Annotated in this window: 15 protein-coding genes; all 15 read right to left on the bottom strand. The window is 43.3% G+C overall.

Annotated features, from left to right (window positions below; all coding sequences use genetic code 11):
- Positions 1–15: 15 nt before the first annotated feature.
- Positions 16–567: a 5-formyltetrahydrofolate cyclo-ligase gene (locus RDS42_RS01670; RefSeq protein ID WP_308782050.1), complete on the bottom strand. Its 552-nt coding sequence runs from the start codon at positions 565–567 to the stop codon at positions 16–18.
- Entirely contained in the window at positions 545–766 is a 222-nt protein-coding gene (locus tag RDS42_RS01675) for a DUF896 domain-containing protein (protein ID WP_308782051.1), read from the bottom strand. The genes RDS42_RS01670 and RDS42_RS01675 overlap by 23 nt, the downstream gene beginning before the upstream one ends.
- Before the next feature lie 24 nt (positions 767–790).
- Entirely contained in the window at positions 791–1,645 is an 855-nt protein-coding gene (gene proB / locus RDS42_RS01680; RefSeq protein ID WP_308782052.1) for a glutamate 5-kinase, read from the bottom strand.
- A 31-nt stretch (positions 1,646–1,676) separates the two neighbouring features.
- Positions 1,677–2,171: an rRNA maturation RNase YbeY gene (gene ybeY / locus RDS42_RS01685; RefSeq protein ID WP_308782053.1), complete on the bottom strand. Its 495-nt coding sequence runs from the start codon at positions 2,169–2,171 to the stop codon at positions 1,677–1,679.
- A 9-nt stretch (positions 2,172–2,180) separates the two neighbouring features.
- Entirely contained in the window at positions 2,181–3,179 is a 999-nt protein-coding gene (locus RDS42_RS01690) for a PhoH family protein (protein ID WP_308782054.1), read from the bottom strand.
- Complete coding sequence (locus RDS42_RS01695; RefSeq protein WP_308782055.1) at positions 3,172–4,398, bottom strand: sporulation protein YqfD; 1,227 nt, start codon at positions 4,396–4,398, stop codon at positions 3,172–3,174. Before RDS42_RS01695 ends, RDS42_RS01690 begins: the two co-directional genes overlap by 8 nt.
- Before the next feature lie 10 nt (positions 4,399–4,408).
- Positions 4,409–4,693, bottom strand: coding sequence for a YabP/YqfC family sporulation protein (locus RDS42_RS01700; protein ID WP_308782056.1), 285 nt, complete (start codon positions 4,691–4,693; stop codon positions 4,409–4,411).
- 68 nt (positions 4,694–4,761) lie between these two features.
- Positions 4,762–5,331: a DUF2284 domain-containing protein gene (locus RDS42_RS01705; protein WP_308782057.1), complete on the bottom strand. Its 570-nt coding sequence runs from the start codon at positions 5,329–5,331 to the stop codon at positions 4,762–4,764.
- A gap of 6 nt (positions 5,332–5,337) precedes the next feature.
- Entirely contained in the window at positions 5,338–5,664 is a 327-nt protein-coding gene (locus tag RDS42_RS01710; RefSeq protein ID WP_308782058.1) for a cupin domain-containing protein, read from the bottom strand.
- A 46-nt stretch (positions 5,665–5,710) separates the two neighbouring features.
- Entirely contained in the window at positions 5,711–6,190 is a 480-nt protein-coding gene (gene rlmH, locus RDS42_RS01715; protein ID WP_308782059.1) for a 23S rRNA (pseudouridine(1915)-N(3))-methyltransferase RlmH, read from the bottom strand.
- A gap of 31 nt (positions 6,191–6,221) precedes the next feature.
- Complete coding sequence (locus RDS42_RS01720) at positions 6,222–8,891, bottom strand: DNA translocase FtsK (RefSeq protein ID WP_308782060.1); 2,670 nt, start codon at positions 8,889–8,891, stop codon at positions 6,222–6,224.
- 30 nt (positions 8,892–8,921) lie between these two features.
- A complete protein-coding gene (locus RDS42_RS01725; protein WP_308782061.1) occupies positions 8,922–9,800 on the bottom strand; it encodes an undecaprenyl-diphosphate phosphatase in 879 nt (292 codons plus the stop codon).
- A 169-nt stretch (positions 9,801–9,969) separates the two neighbouring features.
- Positions 9,970–13,470 (bottom strand): FAD-dependent oxidoreductase, encoded by a 3,501-nt coding sequence (locus tag RDS42_RS01730; RefSeq protein ID WP_308782062.1) that lies wholly within the window; start codon positions 13,468–13,470, stop codon positions 9,970–9,972.
- A 15-nt stretch (positions 13,471–13,485) separates the two neighbouring features.
- Positions 13,486–15,240, bottom strand: coding sequence for an NADH-ubiquinone oxidoreductase-F iron-sulfur binding region domain-containing protein (locus tag RDS42_RS01735; RefSeq protein WP_308782063.1), 1,755 nt, complete (start codon positions 15,238–15,240; stop codon positions 13,486–13,488).
- 11 nt (positions 15,241–15,251) lie between these two features.
- Positions 15,252–15,764, bottom strand: coding sequence for an NADH-quinone oxidoreductase subunit NuoE (gene nuoE / locus RDS42_RS01740; RefSeq protein WP_156353519.1), 513 nt, complete (start codon positions 15,762–15,764; stop codon positions 15,252–15,254).
- Positions 15,765–15,831 lie beyond the last annotated feature (67 nt).

Below are 15,831 nucleotides of genomic sequence, written 5' to 3' on the forward strand. Positions count from 1 at the left end.
AAATCCCTCCTGTATTTATATTCGTATACACTGTTTTTCTGTTACTATAATTTCCGGGGAAATGTCGGTAGGTTCTGTTGGAACTTCAGGAAGGATCTGAAATTCAAAAGCAGCTGCGATTCGTTTCAATGACGGATGCTTTTCCAGATATCTGTCGTAAAAACCTCCGCCGTATCCAACTCTGTGATTCTGTTTGTCAAAAGCCACTCCCGGCATGATCATCAAAGCGTCTTCCCATTCTGCAATCTCTCCTTGTGACGGCTCAGGAATCCCAAAATATCCTGGCTCCAGCTGAGAGAAATCTGTCAGTTTATAAAAGATCATATCTTTTCCGTCTACCTTGGGGACTGCAACCTCTTTGCCTGCTTTCCAGGCTTCCTGGATCAGAAATCCTGTCATAACCTCATGATTGTAATCGGCATATACCAGGATCTGTCTGGCCTCCTGAAATTCAGTAAGCGAGATCAGCCGCTCTGTAAGCTGTCGGCTCCACTGCTCTACTTCCTGGTCACTGCAGGCTTTTCTTGCCGAAAAAATCTGTTTTCTAATGAGTTTTTTTGCTTCCATACTTTTCACCCAGATTTGTGATACTTCCGTCTTCTTCTTTGATATTAATATTATCCAGCTGGTTTCTCAGATTCATACGGATCGTAGCAATATATTCCTTTCTGAGAGCATCTCTCTCTTTTTTTTCTTCTTCTGTAAGTCCGACACTTTTAGCCTTATGCGCCAGAGTATTGATACGGTCAATTTTGATATTATCCATTTTTATTCCTCTTTCTTCTGAATTTTATAAAAGTTTCTCGATATAATCAATAAGATAAAACTCTTCTTTCTGATTTCCTACAAAAAGTGTTCCGTAATTTCTGCCGTGCATGATCTTATGAATCACATGGAAGTCTTTTCCGTTGGCGATGACCATGTCCGCTCCTGCTGCAGTAGCAATCTCAGCGGCTGTAAGCTTAGTTGCCATTCCTCCCGTTCCAACCTTGCTTCCGGGACCTTTTCCCATGCTTTTCAGTTTTTCATCCAGTGTTTCTACGGTATCGATAAATCTGGCATTCGGATTTGTATTTGGATCATCAGTAAACAGTCCGTCAATATCCGAAAGCAAAATGAGAAGATCCGCCCCTATCAGTGCTGCGATAACTGCAGAAAGGGTATCGTTATCACCAAAAGAGTCCAGAGCCTCAAGCTCGTAGCTGGAAATAGAGTCATTTTCATTTACAACCGGAATCGTGTTCATTGCCAGAAGTTCTTCAAAAGTATTTCTTGCATGCATTCGGTTCAGATTATTGACCATAGTGTTTTTTGTCATAAGGATCTGAGCTGCCATTTGATTATACTCGGCAAAAAGCTTCTGATAAATCATCATTAATCGAGCCTGTCCTACTGCAGAGCATGCCTGTTTCACCTTCAGTTCTTTTGGTTTCCCTTCCAGCCCCAGTGCCGCAGATCCTACAGCTACGGCACCGGAGGTAACAAGTACTACGTCTTTTCCCTGATTGTGAAGGTCACTGAGTTCTCTGACCAGTACTTCCAGTTTGCGAAGATCCAGTCGTCCTGTTTCTTTGTGGATCAAAGAGGAAGATCCTACTTTGACTACTATTTTTTTCTTATCTTTCAGTAATTCTCGGTAATTCATAATTATCTGCTTCTCCAAATTCTAGTCGTTATTATCTGTTGATTCCAAGCACTTTCAGGGCCTGGGCCTGTTTTGCCTCCATCACAGCAGCTTCTTCCGGCTCCATATGGTCATATCCCAGAAGATGAAGCATGCTGTGGGCAAAAAGAAAACTAAATTCTCTTTCTGTACTGTGTCCGTATTCCTCAGCCTGGGAAAAAACTCTGTCTACAGAGATCATTACATCACCCAGGAGCAGTTCGTCTGTATCCAGATCAAAATATTCATCCTGATCTTCTACTACAGAGTAATCTGCAGGAGTTTCAAAGGGAATCATTGGAAATGAGAGTACATCTGTAGGGGCGTTGATGCTGCGGAATTCCGCATTGACACGCTTGATCTCTTCGTTATCTGTGATCACCAGATTTACAGATGCTTCATAAGGACAGTTTTCACTGTCAAGAATCTGCTGCGCCACTTTATTGGCAAGTGCTGTATAGTCAATATCGAGCTGTCGCTCTGTTTCATAATCTATCTGGATAGTCATAAGCTTCTCCTAACTGCGGCGTGGTGCACGTGGCTTAGCCGGCTTTTGTTTTTTCTCATATTCATCATATGCCTGTACGATCTGCTGTACCAGAGGGTGACGGACTACGTCTTTGCTGGTAAGCTGGCAGAAACCGATATCATCAATTTTTTTCAGAACCTTCATGGCGACATCAAGTCCTGAAACGGCATCTCTCGGAAGGTCCTTCTGGGATGCATCTCCTGTGATGATAACTTTAGATCCAAAGCCGATACGGGTCAGGAACATTTTCATCTGTGCAGGTGTGGTATTCTGGGCTTCATCCAGAATGATAAATGCGTTGTCGAGGGTACGTCCTCTCATATAGGCAAGAGGTGCAACCTCGATCAGTCCACGTTCCATGTTTTTTGCAAAGCTGTCTGCTCCCATGATCTGGTATAACGCATCATAAAGAGGGCGGAGATAGGGATCTACTTTGCTCTGAAGATCTCCCGGAAGAAATCCAAGTTTCTCTCCTGCTTCTATGGCAGGCCTTGTAAGAATAATCCTGCTGACTTCTTCATTGCGAAAAGCCGTTACTGCCATAGCCATGGCAAGATAGGTTTTTCCGGTTCCCGCAGGTCCTACTCCGAAGACAATCATTTTTTTCCGGATCTGTTCTACGTACTCTTTTTGCCCAAGAGTCTTGGGCTTTATCGGTCTGCCCTGAATAGTATTACAAATAAAATCCTTGTCGATTTCCGTAAGTACCTGATTTCTTTGTTCCATTGCAAGTGCAAGGGCATAATTTACATTCTGTCTTGTAATGGTATTTCCTCTCTGAGCCAGAACAATCAGTTCCCCAATGAGTTTTTTTGCCTGGGAAGCACTTTGTTCTGTTCCAAGTATTTTCAGCATGCCATCTCTGGATATCAAAGTGACATTTAAAGTTCTTTCGATCAGTTTCAGATGTTCGTCGAACTGTCCGAATACATTTCCCTCCACATCGGCTGGAATTTCCAGATGAAGTTCGATAATACTGTTAGCCATTCTCAGTTGTCCTTTCCTTTGAAAGTTCCATCCTTTCCACTGGAACTTCCTTTCCGATTTTTTCAATGATCTCAAGAGTACCGCTGCTTATGCAGTTTTTGTGATCAACCTCTATTTTAACATTATTTGCAAAGATTTGAACCCCTTTTTCCATTAATTTTTTTTCATATTTTTGAAGAATACGAAAAGCTTCTGCTTTTGCCTCATCTTCTTTACGCAGTACGCTCTTTTTTTTATACTGTCTTAGTGTAACAGAACCAACAGAAAGCGGCAGTTCAAAATTTTCTGTAAAACGCAGGGGATGTTCTTCCGTCATACGTTTCCACCCCTTTTGGGGCTTTGCGCCCCATTCCAGATAAAGACTTCCTGCTTTGATAAATCCACCTTTCTTTTCTTTTTCAAAAAATATTTCTTTTTCATATTCCATAGGAAGTTCTGCATAATATGGAAGTTTTCTTTTTATATAAATATCCGCATCTGCATGAACATATTCATAACGAAAAACCTCCTGGGCGTCATTTTTTAGTTCTAATCTTCCAAGTACCAGGATATCGCCTTTTTTACAGGTATCTCCGATTTTCTTTAAAGGGACTCCGGACCGTGTGATCATTTTTACTATTTTGCCTTCCCCTTCCGCACATATACTGCATGGAACAGGCTCGCCTTCTGACCGGATAGTCTGATAATTTCCTTCTTTTACAGTGATGATTAATCTTGTCCCCTGGATTTTTGCAGAAACCCAGGCTGTTTCAGGATATCTTTCACGTATCTGCGATGCCACAGAACTGCAGTTTACCTGTTTTTTTGGGATTCCGTGAGATATTCCCTGTTTTTTCAGAAATTTCAGTATTTCCGGTGTAGTGTTGATTCTGTTTCCTTCAATATGTATATTCCAGATACGGCCTGATAAAACAAAAAGCAGGATTCCGCATAACAGGATTCCTGCAAAAAAGGCCTTTTTATTTTTACTATTGGCAAAAAAGAAAGGCAGTCCATGTTTTTCCAGAATATGGATCTGTACCTTTGTTTTTCTTCGTGCAGGTGCCAGAAGAAAAAAGTGTCTTGTAGAAAGGAAACAAGAATAACTTCCATCGGAAGCACCTGATAAATCCCATAGGATTATTCCGCGGGACATGCATAGATTCAGAAAGCGTTCTGTCTGACCTCCATGGATACGGATTTTTATAAAACCATTTAAATATGGAAGGAAACTCCTCATGCAAAACCTCCTAAATATCAGATATTATCCTGGAAATGCAGCCTGTTATCGTCATCTCTTCTGCAGTGTACCAGGGAATCTCCAGTCTTTGTCCCAGTATCGTCAGTTTACCAGAATAGGTGTTGATTATAATTTCCTCTTTTGTAAACTTTAATAAATTTCTGTAATTTTCCACTACAGCATGTTTATTACCGGTAAGTGTGACGATTGTCTCCCTGCAGGCAAGATCACGGGGAACTTCAAGAACTGTAACAAGATTTTCTCTGAACCTTTCTCTTTTTCTTCGAAAAAACAAAGCGCAAACCTCCCCGGCACAGAAAAAACCTTCGGCTTTTTTCTAAATTTATGCCGAAGGTCTTTTATTTATGCCTGACGAAATAGCACCATAGAAAACCAGAGAATAGTATTTCCTCCAAGATTGTATTCCATTTGTCTTTCTTCTACAATTTCCGAGGCCACCACTCCATGACTTTCCAAACAGGGATGCATTTTTTCCGGATGTCTGCAGGGCTTTCCCTCCAGATAGGAACATTTATCGCAGATATCACAGGATTCAGTGGAAAGTATAAAGATATCAAATCCTTCTTTTTTCAGAAAGGATGCAACCTCTTCCGTAAGCGCTTCATGCTCATGTCTGGTAGACAGCATTTCTTCCATATTCATTAGGTCTGACACTTCAGCTACACTGGAAAAGAAAATTGCTTTTTCATAAGAGTGGATTCTTTTTTCACATTCCAACAATGTACCTACTGCCGGAGGACACGCCCAGGTAGTACCAAAGCGTTCACATTCCTCTTTGCAGATTGTACGCACTCTTTCCCTTACCTGAATTCTGTCTGCATCCAGGAGACGGTATTCATATATTGGAAACTGGGAGATATACTCCTCAAATTTATCAATATCCAACTGTGCCCACATGGTTTTTCCTTTCATAAAAAATCAGTCCAAAATAATCAGGGCCATAAATACCAGATTCTCTTCTCCGGAATTTGTCATAGCATGACCTTTTCCGTCTGGAGTAAACGTCATATCTCCAGCCTGGACCATACGGAGTTCCCCATTATCGCTGTAAATTCCTTTTCCGGAAATAATATAATAAGTTTCACTTTCTCCGTGATGTTCATGAAATCCAAGAGAACAGCCTGGCTCCAGAGTAACCTCTGCATAAAGACGGCATTTTCCATTTAACTGCTCTTCATTCAGAATATGTTTGATAAGTACATGTCCCTCTCCGCCGCACATTTTCTCCACACGAGTTGTTTCCATATTTTTTGTCCTCCTTTATAATCTTATCCTGTAGTAATGATACAGGTTATTTATGGTAAGGTTCATTATTCAGTATCCGGTAGCCTCTGTAAATCTGTTCCAGAAGTATCATCTGCATCAGCTGGTGGGGAAACGTCATTCTGGAAAAACAAAGCTTGAAATCTGCACGTTTCAGAATCTGATCACTGAGCCCAAGGGATCCGCCGATAACAAAATCTATAGTACTTTTTCCCTGTACGCCCAACTGTCCAAGTTTCTCAGACAATTCCACAGAGTCCAGCATTTTTCCGTCCAGAGCAAGAGCGATAACATAATCCTGCTCACGGATATACTTCATCAGACGCTCTCCCTCTGTATTTTTTATTTGTTCATTCAGTGCATCGGATGCTTTGTCAGGAGTCTTTTCATCAGTCACCTGACAAAATGTCAGCTTACAATACCTGCTTAAACGTTTTGCATATTCCTGGATACCAGAAGTAAGATACTTTTCTTTTATTTTTCCGACAGACAAAATACGAATTTCCATTGTATTTGAAAATTTCTCCTTTTTTCTTCATTTAAAGACTTTCTTCAATATAATTCTGGAATTCCTCCATCGACATAAGAACCTTTCTGGGTTTCGTTCCCTCTTCCGGTCCAACGACTCCGGCATCACAAAGCTGATCCATAATACGGGCAGCTCTGTTAAATCCTATCTTGAACATTCGCTGGAGCATGCCAATAGAAGCTTTTTCTTTATCAATGATAAATTTACCTGCTTCTTCAAAATAGACATCTTTTTCCTCATTTCCGGAACCTGCACCTGCAATGCTGACAGTATTGACCTGCTGTTCGATCTGCGTATCATATGCCACTGTCGGATTTTTGCTGGAAAGGAATTCTACAATACTGCTGACCTCTTCATCCGATACAAACGCTCCCTGAAGACGTACAGGTTTCTGATATCCCTGAGGATAGAACAGCATATCTCCCTTTCCCAGAAGCTTTTCTGCTCCATTCATATCCAGAATGGTTCTTGAATCCACACCAGAGGATACAGAAAATGCAATTCTGGAAGGCATGTTTGCCTTGATAAGCCCGGTAATAACATTTACAGAAGGCCTCTGAGTTGCAATGATCAGGTGGATCCCGGCAGCACGGGCAAGCTGGGCCAGACGGCAGATAGCATCTTCCACTTCGCCCGGAGCAACCATCATAAGGTCAGCAAGCTCATCGACTATGATTACGATCTGAGGCATTTTTTCCGGCGGAGTTTCACCTTCCGGTATCTTCATATTTTCTACTTTACGATTATACTCTTCCAGATTACGTACATTAAATTCCGCAAAGGTATTATATCGGTTCATCATCTCCGTAACCGCCCAGTTTAAAGCTCCGGCTGCTTTTTTCGGATCAGTGACTACCGGAATAAAAAGATGGGGAATTCCATTATATACACTTAATTCAACTACCTTTGGATCGATCATGATCAATTTTACATCATCTGGTGACGATTTATATAAAATGCTGACGATCAGAGTATTAATACAGACAGACTTACCGGAACCGGTAGCTCCCGCGATCAGGAGATGCGGCATCTTGGCAATATCTGTTACAACAGGTTTTCCTGCGATATCCTTACCTACTGCAAAGGACAAGGTGGACTTTGCCCCCTGAAACTCCTGGGACTGGAGAATCTCCCTTAACATAACTGCATGATTTTCTTTATTCGGTACTTCGATGCCCACAGCTGCTTTGCCTGGAATGGGCGCTTCAATACGAATATCCGCTGTGGCAAGATTAAGTTTGATATCATCTGCAAGGCCTACGATACGACTGACTTTGACTCCCATTTCCGGCTGCAGTTCATACCGTGTAACCGTTGGTCCGCAGCTTACATTTGTGACAGTTACATTTACACCAAAATTATGAAGTGTCTCCTGAAGCTTCTGTGCCGTTTTGCGAAGATGAGCATCAGAGTCTCCCTGAGATTTTCCGCTTCCGCGTTTTAAAAGCTTTAAGGGCGGATAATGATATTCTTTTTTTTCTGCAGCTGTTTTTGTAGAAATCTCCTGTTGGATATTTTGTATTCCGTTTTCAATTTCTTTCTTGGAAGATTTTGGATTTTTATGAGGCTGAGATGGCTCAGGCGCAGCTGCTGTCTCCTGGGAAACAGAGTCTGCACTGTCAAAATCAAGAGATTCTGCAGGAGAAAAATCCTCAAAAAGATCCGGTACAGTTGCTTCTTCTGCAACAGGCTCTGATCTGTGGATCTGAAATTCCAACTGATCTTTTCCGGTTTCCTCTGCACCTGTTTCAACATTGTTGTCAGAGGAAGCGGCTGCTGGATTTAAATCAAACTCTGCAGCTGGCGGTCTGGAAGGTTCCAGCTTTGTACCTTCCAGAAATCCGTGACTTTCTTCGGATGACTGAGTTTGAGCAGACTGTCTGGAAACAGCCATTTCGTTTTCTGCCTCCAGTGCCTGGGCAGCTTTTTTTTCGGCTTCCAGAGTTTCCTCTAAACGACGGATCCTTTCTGCCTGACGAAGTTCTTTTTTCTGACGACGTTCTTGTTCACGAATCTCCTTTTTCAGATCACGCTCTGGCTGCCCCTCCATATAAAGTTCATGACCGCCTTTTACAAGCCCGAGAATTCCATCCCAGATTTTAAAAACAAAATCAAAAAAGGACTTCTGAGTAATAATGATCAAAGAGATCAACATGACTGCTATAATGATAATGTACCCGCCAGCTACTCCGAAGGCCTGGGTTGTTGACATGCAGATTGCGCCTCCTATCACACCTCCTCCGGTATGATATTCTGCACAGAGATGATAATAATCAGAAATCGTAGTACTCTGAATATATCCTTCTGTTAGAAGCTGAACAAATCCACACACGAAAATAAAAAATACAAGAGCTGCCAGAAGTTTTTTGTAAGCAAGCCTGTTACGTCTGTTTGACATAAAAAAAGCCGCCCCTACAAAAAGGAATACAGGAAAAACATAAGCCGGAAGTCCCATGATACCAAAACAGACGGTACTGATCTGTTCCCCTACTGTTCCTCCAAATCCAAGGTTGCTGAGTACCAGGATCATGGATGCAGCCAAAATGATCAGTAAAATGATCTCGGTCTGGAATCCACTGGCAGCTCCCTGCTTTTTGGAAGTGCTTTTTTTTCTGGCTGTATTTTTTCTAGTTGTTTTTGTGGTTCCCTTTTTTGCTGTCTGATTTTTTGCTGCTGCCATGTTCAGGCATCCCTCCTACTAACTGATGATTTATAACATATAATTTCCTACCAGCACTGCAATTCCAATGATAAAACAGTAATATGCAAAATAGCGGAACTGTATCCGATTTACCAGTTTAAGTAAAGTTCTGCAGGTAAAATACCCTACAACAGCAGAAACGATCATCCCCAGTACATAGGTAAATCCCAAGCCTATTGTCATATCGTTGGAAGCAAACTGTCCTAATTCCATGCAAAGTGCGCCAATAATAGCAGGTATTGAAATAATATAGGAATATTTCACTGCAAAGCTGCGGGTAAATCCGCTCATTAATCCCGCACTGATAGTAAGTCCGCTTCTGGAAAGTCCCGGAAACACAGAAAGTCCCTGACAGATACCAATCCACATGGCATTTCCGAATTCAGCATCCCGGGCAGCTTTGTGCCCTCCAAGACGACTGAAATCAACCACAAGAAGGAGAATTCCGGTAATCAGAATCCCTGCTCCGGGTATCAGTTTGGAATGAGAGGCAAGGGCAGCCAGCCTGCGCGCCGTATAACCCAGAAGTGCTGTAGGAATCATAGATACCCAGACTAAAAGTGCAAATTTCTTGTAAGTGCTGCTGATGATTTTGGCATAACGAAGTCGGTCTCCTGTTCTGTGGTTATGAATATAAAGGGACAGATTACCTATCATATCACAGAGCATGTCCACTGTTTCCAGACAAATACGGATAATGTCTTTTCGGAAGGTAAGAATCACAGCGGCAAGAGTTCCAAAATGGAGCATGGTCTCCAGAAGAAGCCCTGGTCCTCTTTCCATTCCCAAAAGATCCTGAATTATGCAGAGATGACCGAAACTGCTTACTGGAAGGAATTCCAGTATTCCCTGTATCACTGCCAGTAATACTATATATAATACCGTCATATTTCTATCCTTTTCTTTCGTCGGTTTTCCATCAGATCAGTGAAAACTGCTCACTGAACGAAACAAGTATATCATATTTCAAGGCAACTTACAAGAGAACACAGAAAAAATCGAACATGTGAGCGATAAAAAGAGGCCGGAAAACCCGGCCTCTAAATTCTGCTGTTATTTAGTTTGCATGAGGTAATCTTGCATCGATCATGTTCATGAGATGATCTGTAGAACGAAGCGGTGCAACAAATTCTGCATCCTCTACTGCAACCAGTTTAGCATTTTCACATGCAAGAACTCCACCGTAGATTTCGCCCATTTCTGCATAACGGTAAACAGGAAGTTTATCGTTCATTTCATCAGAGATATCTTCGATATCATCAAACGGCATCTCAACTTCATATACATGAGCCAGCTCTGCTGCAACTTCCCAGTTGGAGAATACTACGTCTTCTTCAATAGCCTGTTCTACAATCTGGAGTCTGCGCTCTGTATTAGTGAATGTACCATATGTAGATGCAAATCCTGTTCCCGGAATTACAACATCAGCAAGTTTTGCAGATTCAGTCATATGAGTATCGCAAACCATCAGGAATACCAGCTCTTTAAGAAGTGCCGGATCTGGATCTTCGCCAAATACCAGAAGTGCTTTTACACCTTCCATTGCTTCTGCGCCTGCAGTAACACCAAGATCGATCAGACCCTGACTGTTGTTTTTCGCTTTCAGCATAAGGATACCGTCACGAGCTTTTCCGATGTGACCGGAAACAACTGCAATGTCACCAAGAAGTGATGCTGCTTCAGTAGTTACAACATTCTGCTGGAATACGATCATTGCTTTCTTGGCATTTGCATACAGTTCAGCAATTTCTTTTGCGTCCTCGGATACGGAAGCATTTTCTACAGAAGCTTTAAATGCATCAAAGCCTTCTGCAGCTGTGCCCTTGCCCATATCTACCAGTGCTTTTGCAACGCCCTTGAAGAATCCAAGGCTGTTGTCTGTTTCGACAGTCTTATAAACAAAACTCATATGATCCTGTGCGTATCCTTCTGGATTTACAAGAATAACCTTAGCGCCGTTTTTAGCTGCCTGTTTCAGTTTCAGACGGATTACCTGATTTTCTTTTGCAATAAATCCTGCACAGAGGATCACTTCTGCAGAAAGAAGTTCATTGATGGTATTCGGTGTTGCATTTACGCCAAGAACCTTCTCAAGTCCGTTCTCTCTGTTGTTGAAGCAAAGTGTTTTAGCACCGATAGAATCTGCAAAGCTCTTGATCACATATGCTTCTTCATTTGTATATCTGTCAGAAATTGCTACTGCTACTGCATTTCTTCCATATTTAGCTGCAAGAGCCTCTGCTTTCTTAGTAGTAAGGACAAATGCCTCATGATAATCTACCTCAGTAAGCTCTCCGTCTTTTCTTGCCATTGGCTCAAGAAGCTTGCCTTCCATTACGGAGCAGTCAAAGCCGAATTTACCTCTTCCGCAGAGAAGTCCCTTATTCACAGCGCCTTCTCTGTCCGGTGCAGCTTTTACAAGCATATCACCGTAATTTTCCAGATGCATGGAGCATCCAACTGAGCAGTATGCACAGGTTGTGTCTGTAACATCTGTATCAAGAGGAACAGATTTTTCCAGAGTCAGGTTTTCCTGAAGAGCTCCTGTCGGACAAACACTTACACACTGACCGCAGGAAATACATCCTGTTTCAGAAAGCGGCTGCTCAAGTGCCGGCATAACTACTGTATCAAATCCACGTTTCACAAGGCCGAGAGCACCTACGCCCATCACCTCATCACAGGCACGTACACAAAGTCCGCAAAGGATACATTTGTTCGGATCTCTCAGAATGAACGGATGCTCATCATGGAATTCCACTTCATTGATATCTCCTGCCAGACGGTCAGGATCTACATTATACATGTTTGCGTAGGAGATAAGTTTACATTCAAAGTAATCCTTACATCCGCACTCCAGACAACGGTGAGCTTCCTCAACTGCCTGCTCTTCGTCATATCCGAATACAACCTCTGTAAAGTTGTCTTTTCTTTCTTCTGCATTCAGCTGTTCCATAGTCGGACGGCACATTCTCTCACGGTCTTCAAATGTAGCCGGAGTTACGTCCTTTTTGGTTACATAATAGTTTGGCTCGTATTTGATCTCTTCTCCACGAAGATAAGCATCTACGATCAGATAGCTCTTCTTTGCATCACCGATAGACTCAACTGCGATGGAGATCTTGTCATTACCACAGTCACCGCCGGCAAATACTCCAGGAAGTGCTGTCATATAGGTATCCTTATCGTATACAAGGCCGCCCTTTCTTGTAAGCTCAACGCCTTCCATGCCTTCTGCATTTACTCTCTGTCCGATAGCCAGGATGACAGTATCTACGTCGATAGTCTCTGTCTTGCCTTCTACCGGAACCGGTGCGCGACGACCGGAAGCATCCGGCTCACCAAGTTCCATAACCTGAAGTACCATCTGACGGCAATGTCCGTTTTCGTCAGAGATGATCTCAAGAGGATTTGTCAGGTTCAGGAAGATTACGCCCTCTTCCTCTGCCTCTTCGATCTCGATCATATCTGCAGGCATCTCGTCTTTTGTTCTTCTGTAAATATTATAAACCTTGTCAGCGCCAAGACGTACTGCTGTACGGCAGGCATCCATAGCTGTGTTGCCGCCGCCGACGATAGCAACGTTTTTGCCAAGGTCAATGTCTTCATTGCGGACAACCTTACGAAGGAAATCGATACCACCGATCACACCTTCTGCATCCTCGCCTTTACAGCGGACACCGGTGGATACCCATGCACCAATACCTACACAGACAGCGTCATAATCTCTGCGGATAGTTTCAAAGGAAATATCCTCGCCGATCTTGGTGTTTGTGACCATGGTCACGCCCATTTTTTCAAGAACTGCAATCTCTTCATCCAGAACTTCTTTCGGAAGACGGTATTCCGGAATACCGTAACGAAGCATACCGCCAAGCTTCGGCATTGCCTCATAGATGGTGATATCATGACCAAGCTGACGAAGGAAGTATGCCATGGAGATACCGTAAGGACCACCGCCGATAATGGCAACGTTCTTGCCTGTATCCGGCTCACAGTCCGGAACAAACGGATCTTCGCCAAATTCATCTGTATCTGCAGCAAATCTCTTCAGATTTGCAATAGCGATCGGCTCGTCTACCAGACCACGGCGGCAGGCTGTCTCACATGGATGAGGACAGACACGTCCGATTGCGCCCGGAAGCGGAATATTTTCTCTGATCAGTTTGATTGCTTCTTCATACTGACCATTTGCGATCAGTCCTACATAACCCTGACAGTCTGTTCCAGCCGGACATGCAAGCATACATGGCGGACGGCAGTCTCCTTTATGGTTGGAAAGAAGAAGCTCCAGGTTTGTTTTTCTGGATTCAATTACACGTGGTGTATTGGTATGGATGATCATGTTCGGTGCAATCTCTGTTGCACAGGCTTTCCAAAGCTTTGGATTACCTTCCATTTCTACCATACAAAGTCCACATGCACCGTAAATTTCTGTTCTTTCATCATAGCAAAGAGTAGGGATAAAAATATCGTTCTCTTTGCAGACATCAAGAATGGTCTGTCCGGGAAGTCCGTAGACCTCTTTTCCGTCGATATTTAATCTGTATTTATTCACAGTCTATACCTCCTATTAAACTCTCTTTACTGCACCAAATTTACAGGATTCTTCACACTTGCCGCACTTAATGCAGATAGCCGGATCGATCTTATGCTGCTGTTTTTTCTCGCCGCTGATCGCTCCAACCGGGCAGTGTCTTGCACAGGCTGTACAGCCCTTGCAGTCCTCTGTGATCTCGTAGTGAATAAGAGCCTTACAGGATTTTGCAGTACATTTATGATTGTAAATATGATCCTCATACTCATTGCGGAAGTATTTCAGGGTAGTCAGTACCGGGTTCGGGGCAGTCTGTCCAAGTCCGCACATAGCGCCGTCCTTGATCTTTGCTGCAAGTTCTTCCAGAAGTTCGATATCTCCGTCACGGCCCTCGCCTTTTGTGATTCTTTCCAGAATCTCCAGCATTCTCTTAGTACCGATACGGCAGTAGTTACATTTACCGCAGGATTCTTTCTTTGTAAAGTCAAGGAAGAAACGAGCCATATCTACCATACAGGTGTCCTCATCCATAACGATCATACCGCCGGAACCAACGATAGCACCTGTTTTATTGATATCTTCATATGTAACCGGAGTATCGATCAGCTCTGCCGGGATACATCCGCCGGATGGTCCGCCCATCTGAACAGCTTTGAATTTCTTGTCGTTTTTGATTCCTCCGCCAATGTTGTAAATAACCTCTTTCAGAGTCATTCCCATAGGAACTTCTACAAGGCCGCCCTTTTTGATCTTACCTGCAAGGGCAAATACTTTGGATCCTTTGGACTTCTCGGCACCTCTGTCAGCAAATGCCTGACCGCCGTTTGCAATGATCCATGCAACGTTTGCATAGGTTTCTACGTTGTTGATGTTAGTCGGAAGCTTCCAGTAGCCTTTAGCAGCCGGGAATGGAGGTTTCAGACGAGGCATACCTCTCTCTCCTTCCAGAGAAGCGATCAGAGCGGTTTCTTCACCACATACAAATGCACCTGCACCTGCTTTAATGCGGATATCGAAGCTAAAATCTGTACCAAACAGATTCTTTCCTAAATAACCTTTTTCTCTTGCCTGTGCCATAGCGATTTCCAGACGTGCGATTGCAAGCGGATACTCAGCACGGCAGTAAATGATACCTTCTGTGGCTCCGGCAGCAAAACCGCCGATGATCATACCTTCCAGAAGGGAGTGGGGATCGCCCTCAAGTACAGAACGGTCCATGAATGCGCCGGGGTCACCCTCGTCTGCATTACATACCATATATTTCTGTGCACCTTTGTTGGATTTGATGGCATTCCATTTGAACCATGTAGGGAAGCCGGCACCTCCACGTCCACGAAGTCCGGAAACTTTGATCTCCTCGATTACTTCGTCCGGAGTCATGGATGTAATAACTTTGCGTGCCGCCTCATAACCACCGGTAGCTATGTACTCTTCAATCTTCTCAGGATTAATCTGTCCACAGTTGCGGAGAACGATTCTCTGCTGCTGGGAAAGGAAAGCCTCATCCTCGGCTGGGATTACATATTCTTCTACTGGTTTGCCGCCCATCAGGTGTTCTTCCACGATGCGCTCTACTTTATCTGTTGTACATTTGACATATCTTGCCTCAAGAGCGCCTTCATCGTTATATACGTCAACGATAGGCTCCAGATAACAGGTACCGATACATCCTGTTTTGTCGATTACGACATTTGAAAGATTTTTTTCTGCTACGATGCGCTGAAACTCATCAGAGGTCTTCTTCGCTCCGGTAGCAATACCACAGCTGCCTTGTCCTACAACAACTTTCATATCTCTACCTCCTATGCGTTTTTCGCTTTATAATCGTCAAGGATCTTCTTAACGGAAGATTTTGTCAGGTTTCCATATGTTTCTTCACCGTCTGCTGATTTCACCATCATAACAGGCGCCAGAGAACAGCATCCAAGACATGCCACGTTATTCAGTGTAAACAGGCCGTCCTCTGTTGTTTCTCCGTCTTTGATCCCAAGGTGCTCGCAAACAGCCTCCTCGATCATATCAGAACCATTTACATGACAGGCTGTACCTTTACAGAGCATGATAAGGTATTTACCGATCGGCTGTAAGCGGAACTGTGCATAGAACGTTGCCACACCATAAATCTTGGCAGGCATGATCCCGGTTCTCTCTGCGATATAATTGATCGCATCCATGGAAAGATAGCCGTAGATATCCTGAGTCTGCTGAAGGATAGTGATCAGACTTCCCGGTACCTTAGCGTATTTCTCAAGCACCGGAGCCAGTTCAGCGAATGACCCGTTGTCACTGTTCTGACATCCACACGTATTGCTCATATGATTGTCCCTCCTATATAAAATATAATAAACTGCTCATTCTATGGTATTATATCACAAAAGAAAG

The organism is uncultured Blautia sp. (genome assembly GCF_902497045.1).
Classification (GTDB): domain Bacteria; phylum Bacillota; class Clostridia; order Lachnospirales; family Lachnospiraceae; genus Blautia_A.

Bases quoted from the DNA above. Each gene is read 5' to 3' on its own strand.
- RDS42_RS01670 (WP_308782050.1), bottom strand. From the start codon at position 567: ATGGAAGCAAAAAAACTCATTAGAAAACAGATTTTTTCGGCAAGAAAA.
- RDS42_RS01675 (WP_308782051.1), bottom strand. From the start codon at position 766: ATGGATAATATCAAAATTGACCGTATCAATACTCTGGCGCATAAGGCT.
- proB (WP_308782052.1), bottom strand. From the start codon at position 1,645: ATGAATTACCGAGAATTACTGAAAGATAAGAAAAAAATAGTAGTCAAA.
- ybeY (WP_308782053.1), bottom strand. From the start codon at position 2,171: ATGACTATCCAGATAGATTATGAAACAGAGCGACAGCTCGATATTGAC.
- RDS42_RS01690 (WP_308782054.1), bottom strand. From the start codon at position 3,179: ATGGCTAACAGTATTATCGAACTTCATCTGGAAATTCCAGCCGATGTG.
- RDS42_RS01695 (WP_308782055.1), bottom strand. From the start codon at position 4,398: ATGAGGAGTTTCCTTCCATATTTAAATGGTTTTATAAAAATCCGTATC.
- RDS42_RS01705 (WP_308782057.1), bottom strand. From the start codon at position 5,331: ATGAAAGGAAAAACCATGTGGGCACAGTTGGATATTGATAAATTTGAG.
- RDS42_RS01710 (WP_308782058.1), bottom strand. From the start codon at position 5,664: ATGGAAACAACTCGTGTGGAGAAAATGTGCGGCGGAGAGGGACATGTA.
- rlmH (WP_308782059.1), bottom strand. From the start codon at position 6,190: ATGGAAATTCGTATTTTGTCTGTCGGAAAAATAAAAGAAAAGTATCTT.
- RDS42_RS01720 (WP_308782060.1), bottom strand. From the start codon at position 8,891: ATGGCAGCAGCAAAAAATCAGACAGCAAAAAAGGGAACCACAAAAACA.
- RDS42_RS01725 (WP_308782061.1), bottom strand. From the start codon at position 9,800: ATGACGGTATTATATATAGTATTACTGGCAGTGATACAGGGAATACTG.
- RDS42_RS01735 (WP_308782063.1), bottom strand. From the start codon at position 15,240: ATGAAAGTTGTTGTAGGACAAGGCAGCTGTGGTATTGCTACCGGAGCG.
- nuoE (WP_156353519.1), bottom strand. From the start codon at position 15,764: ATGAGCAATACGTGTGGATGTCAGAACAGTGACAACGGGTCATTCGCT.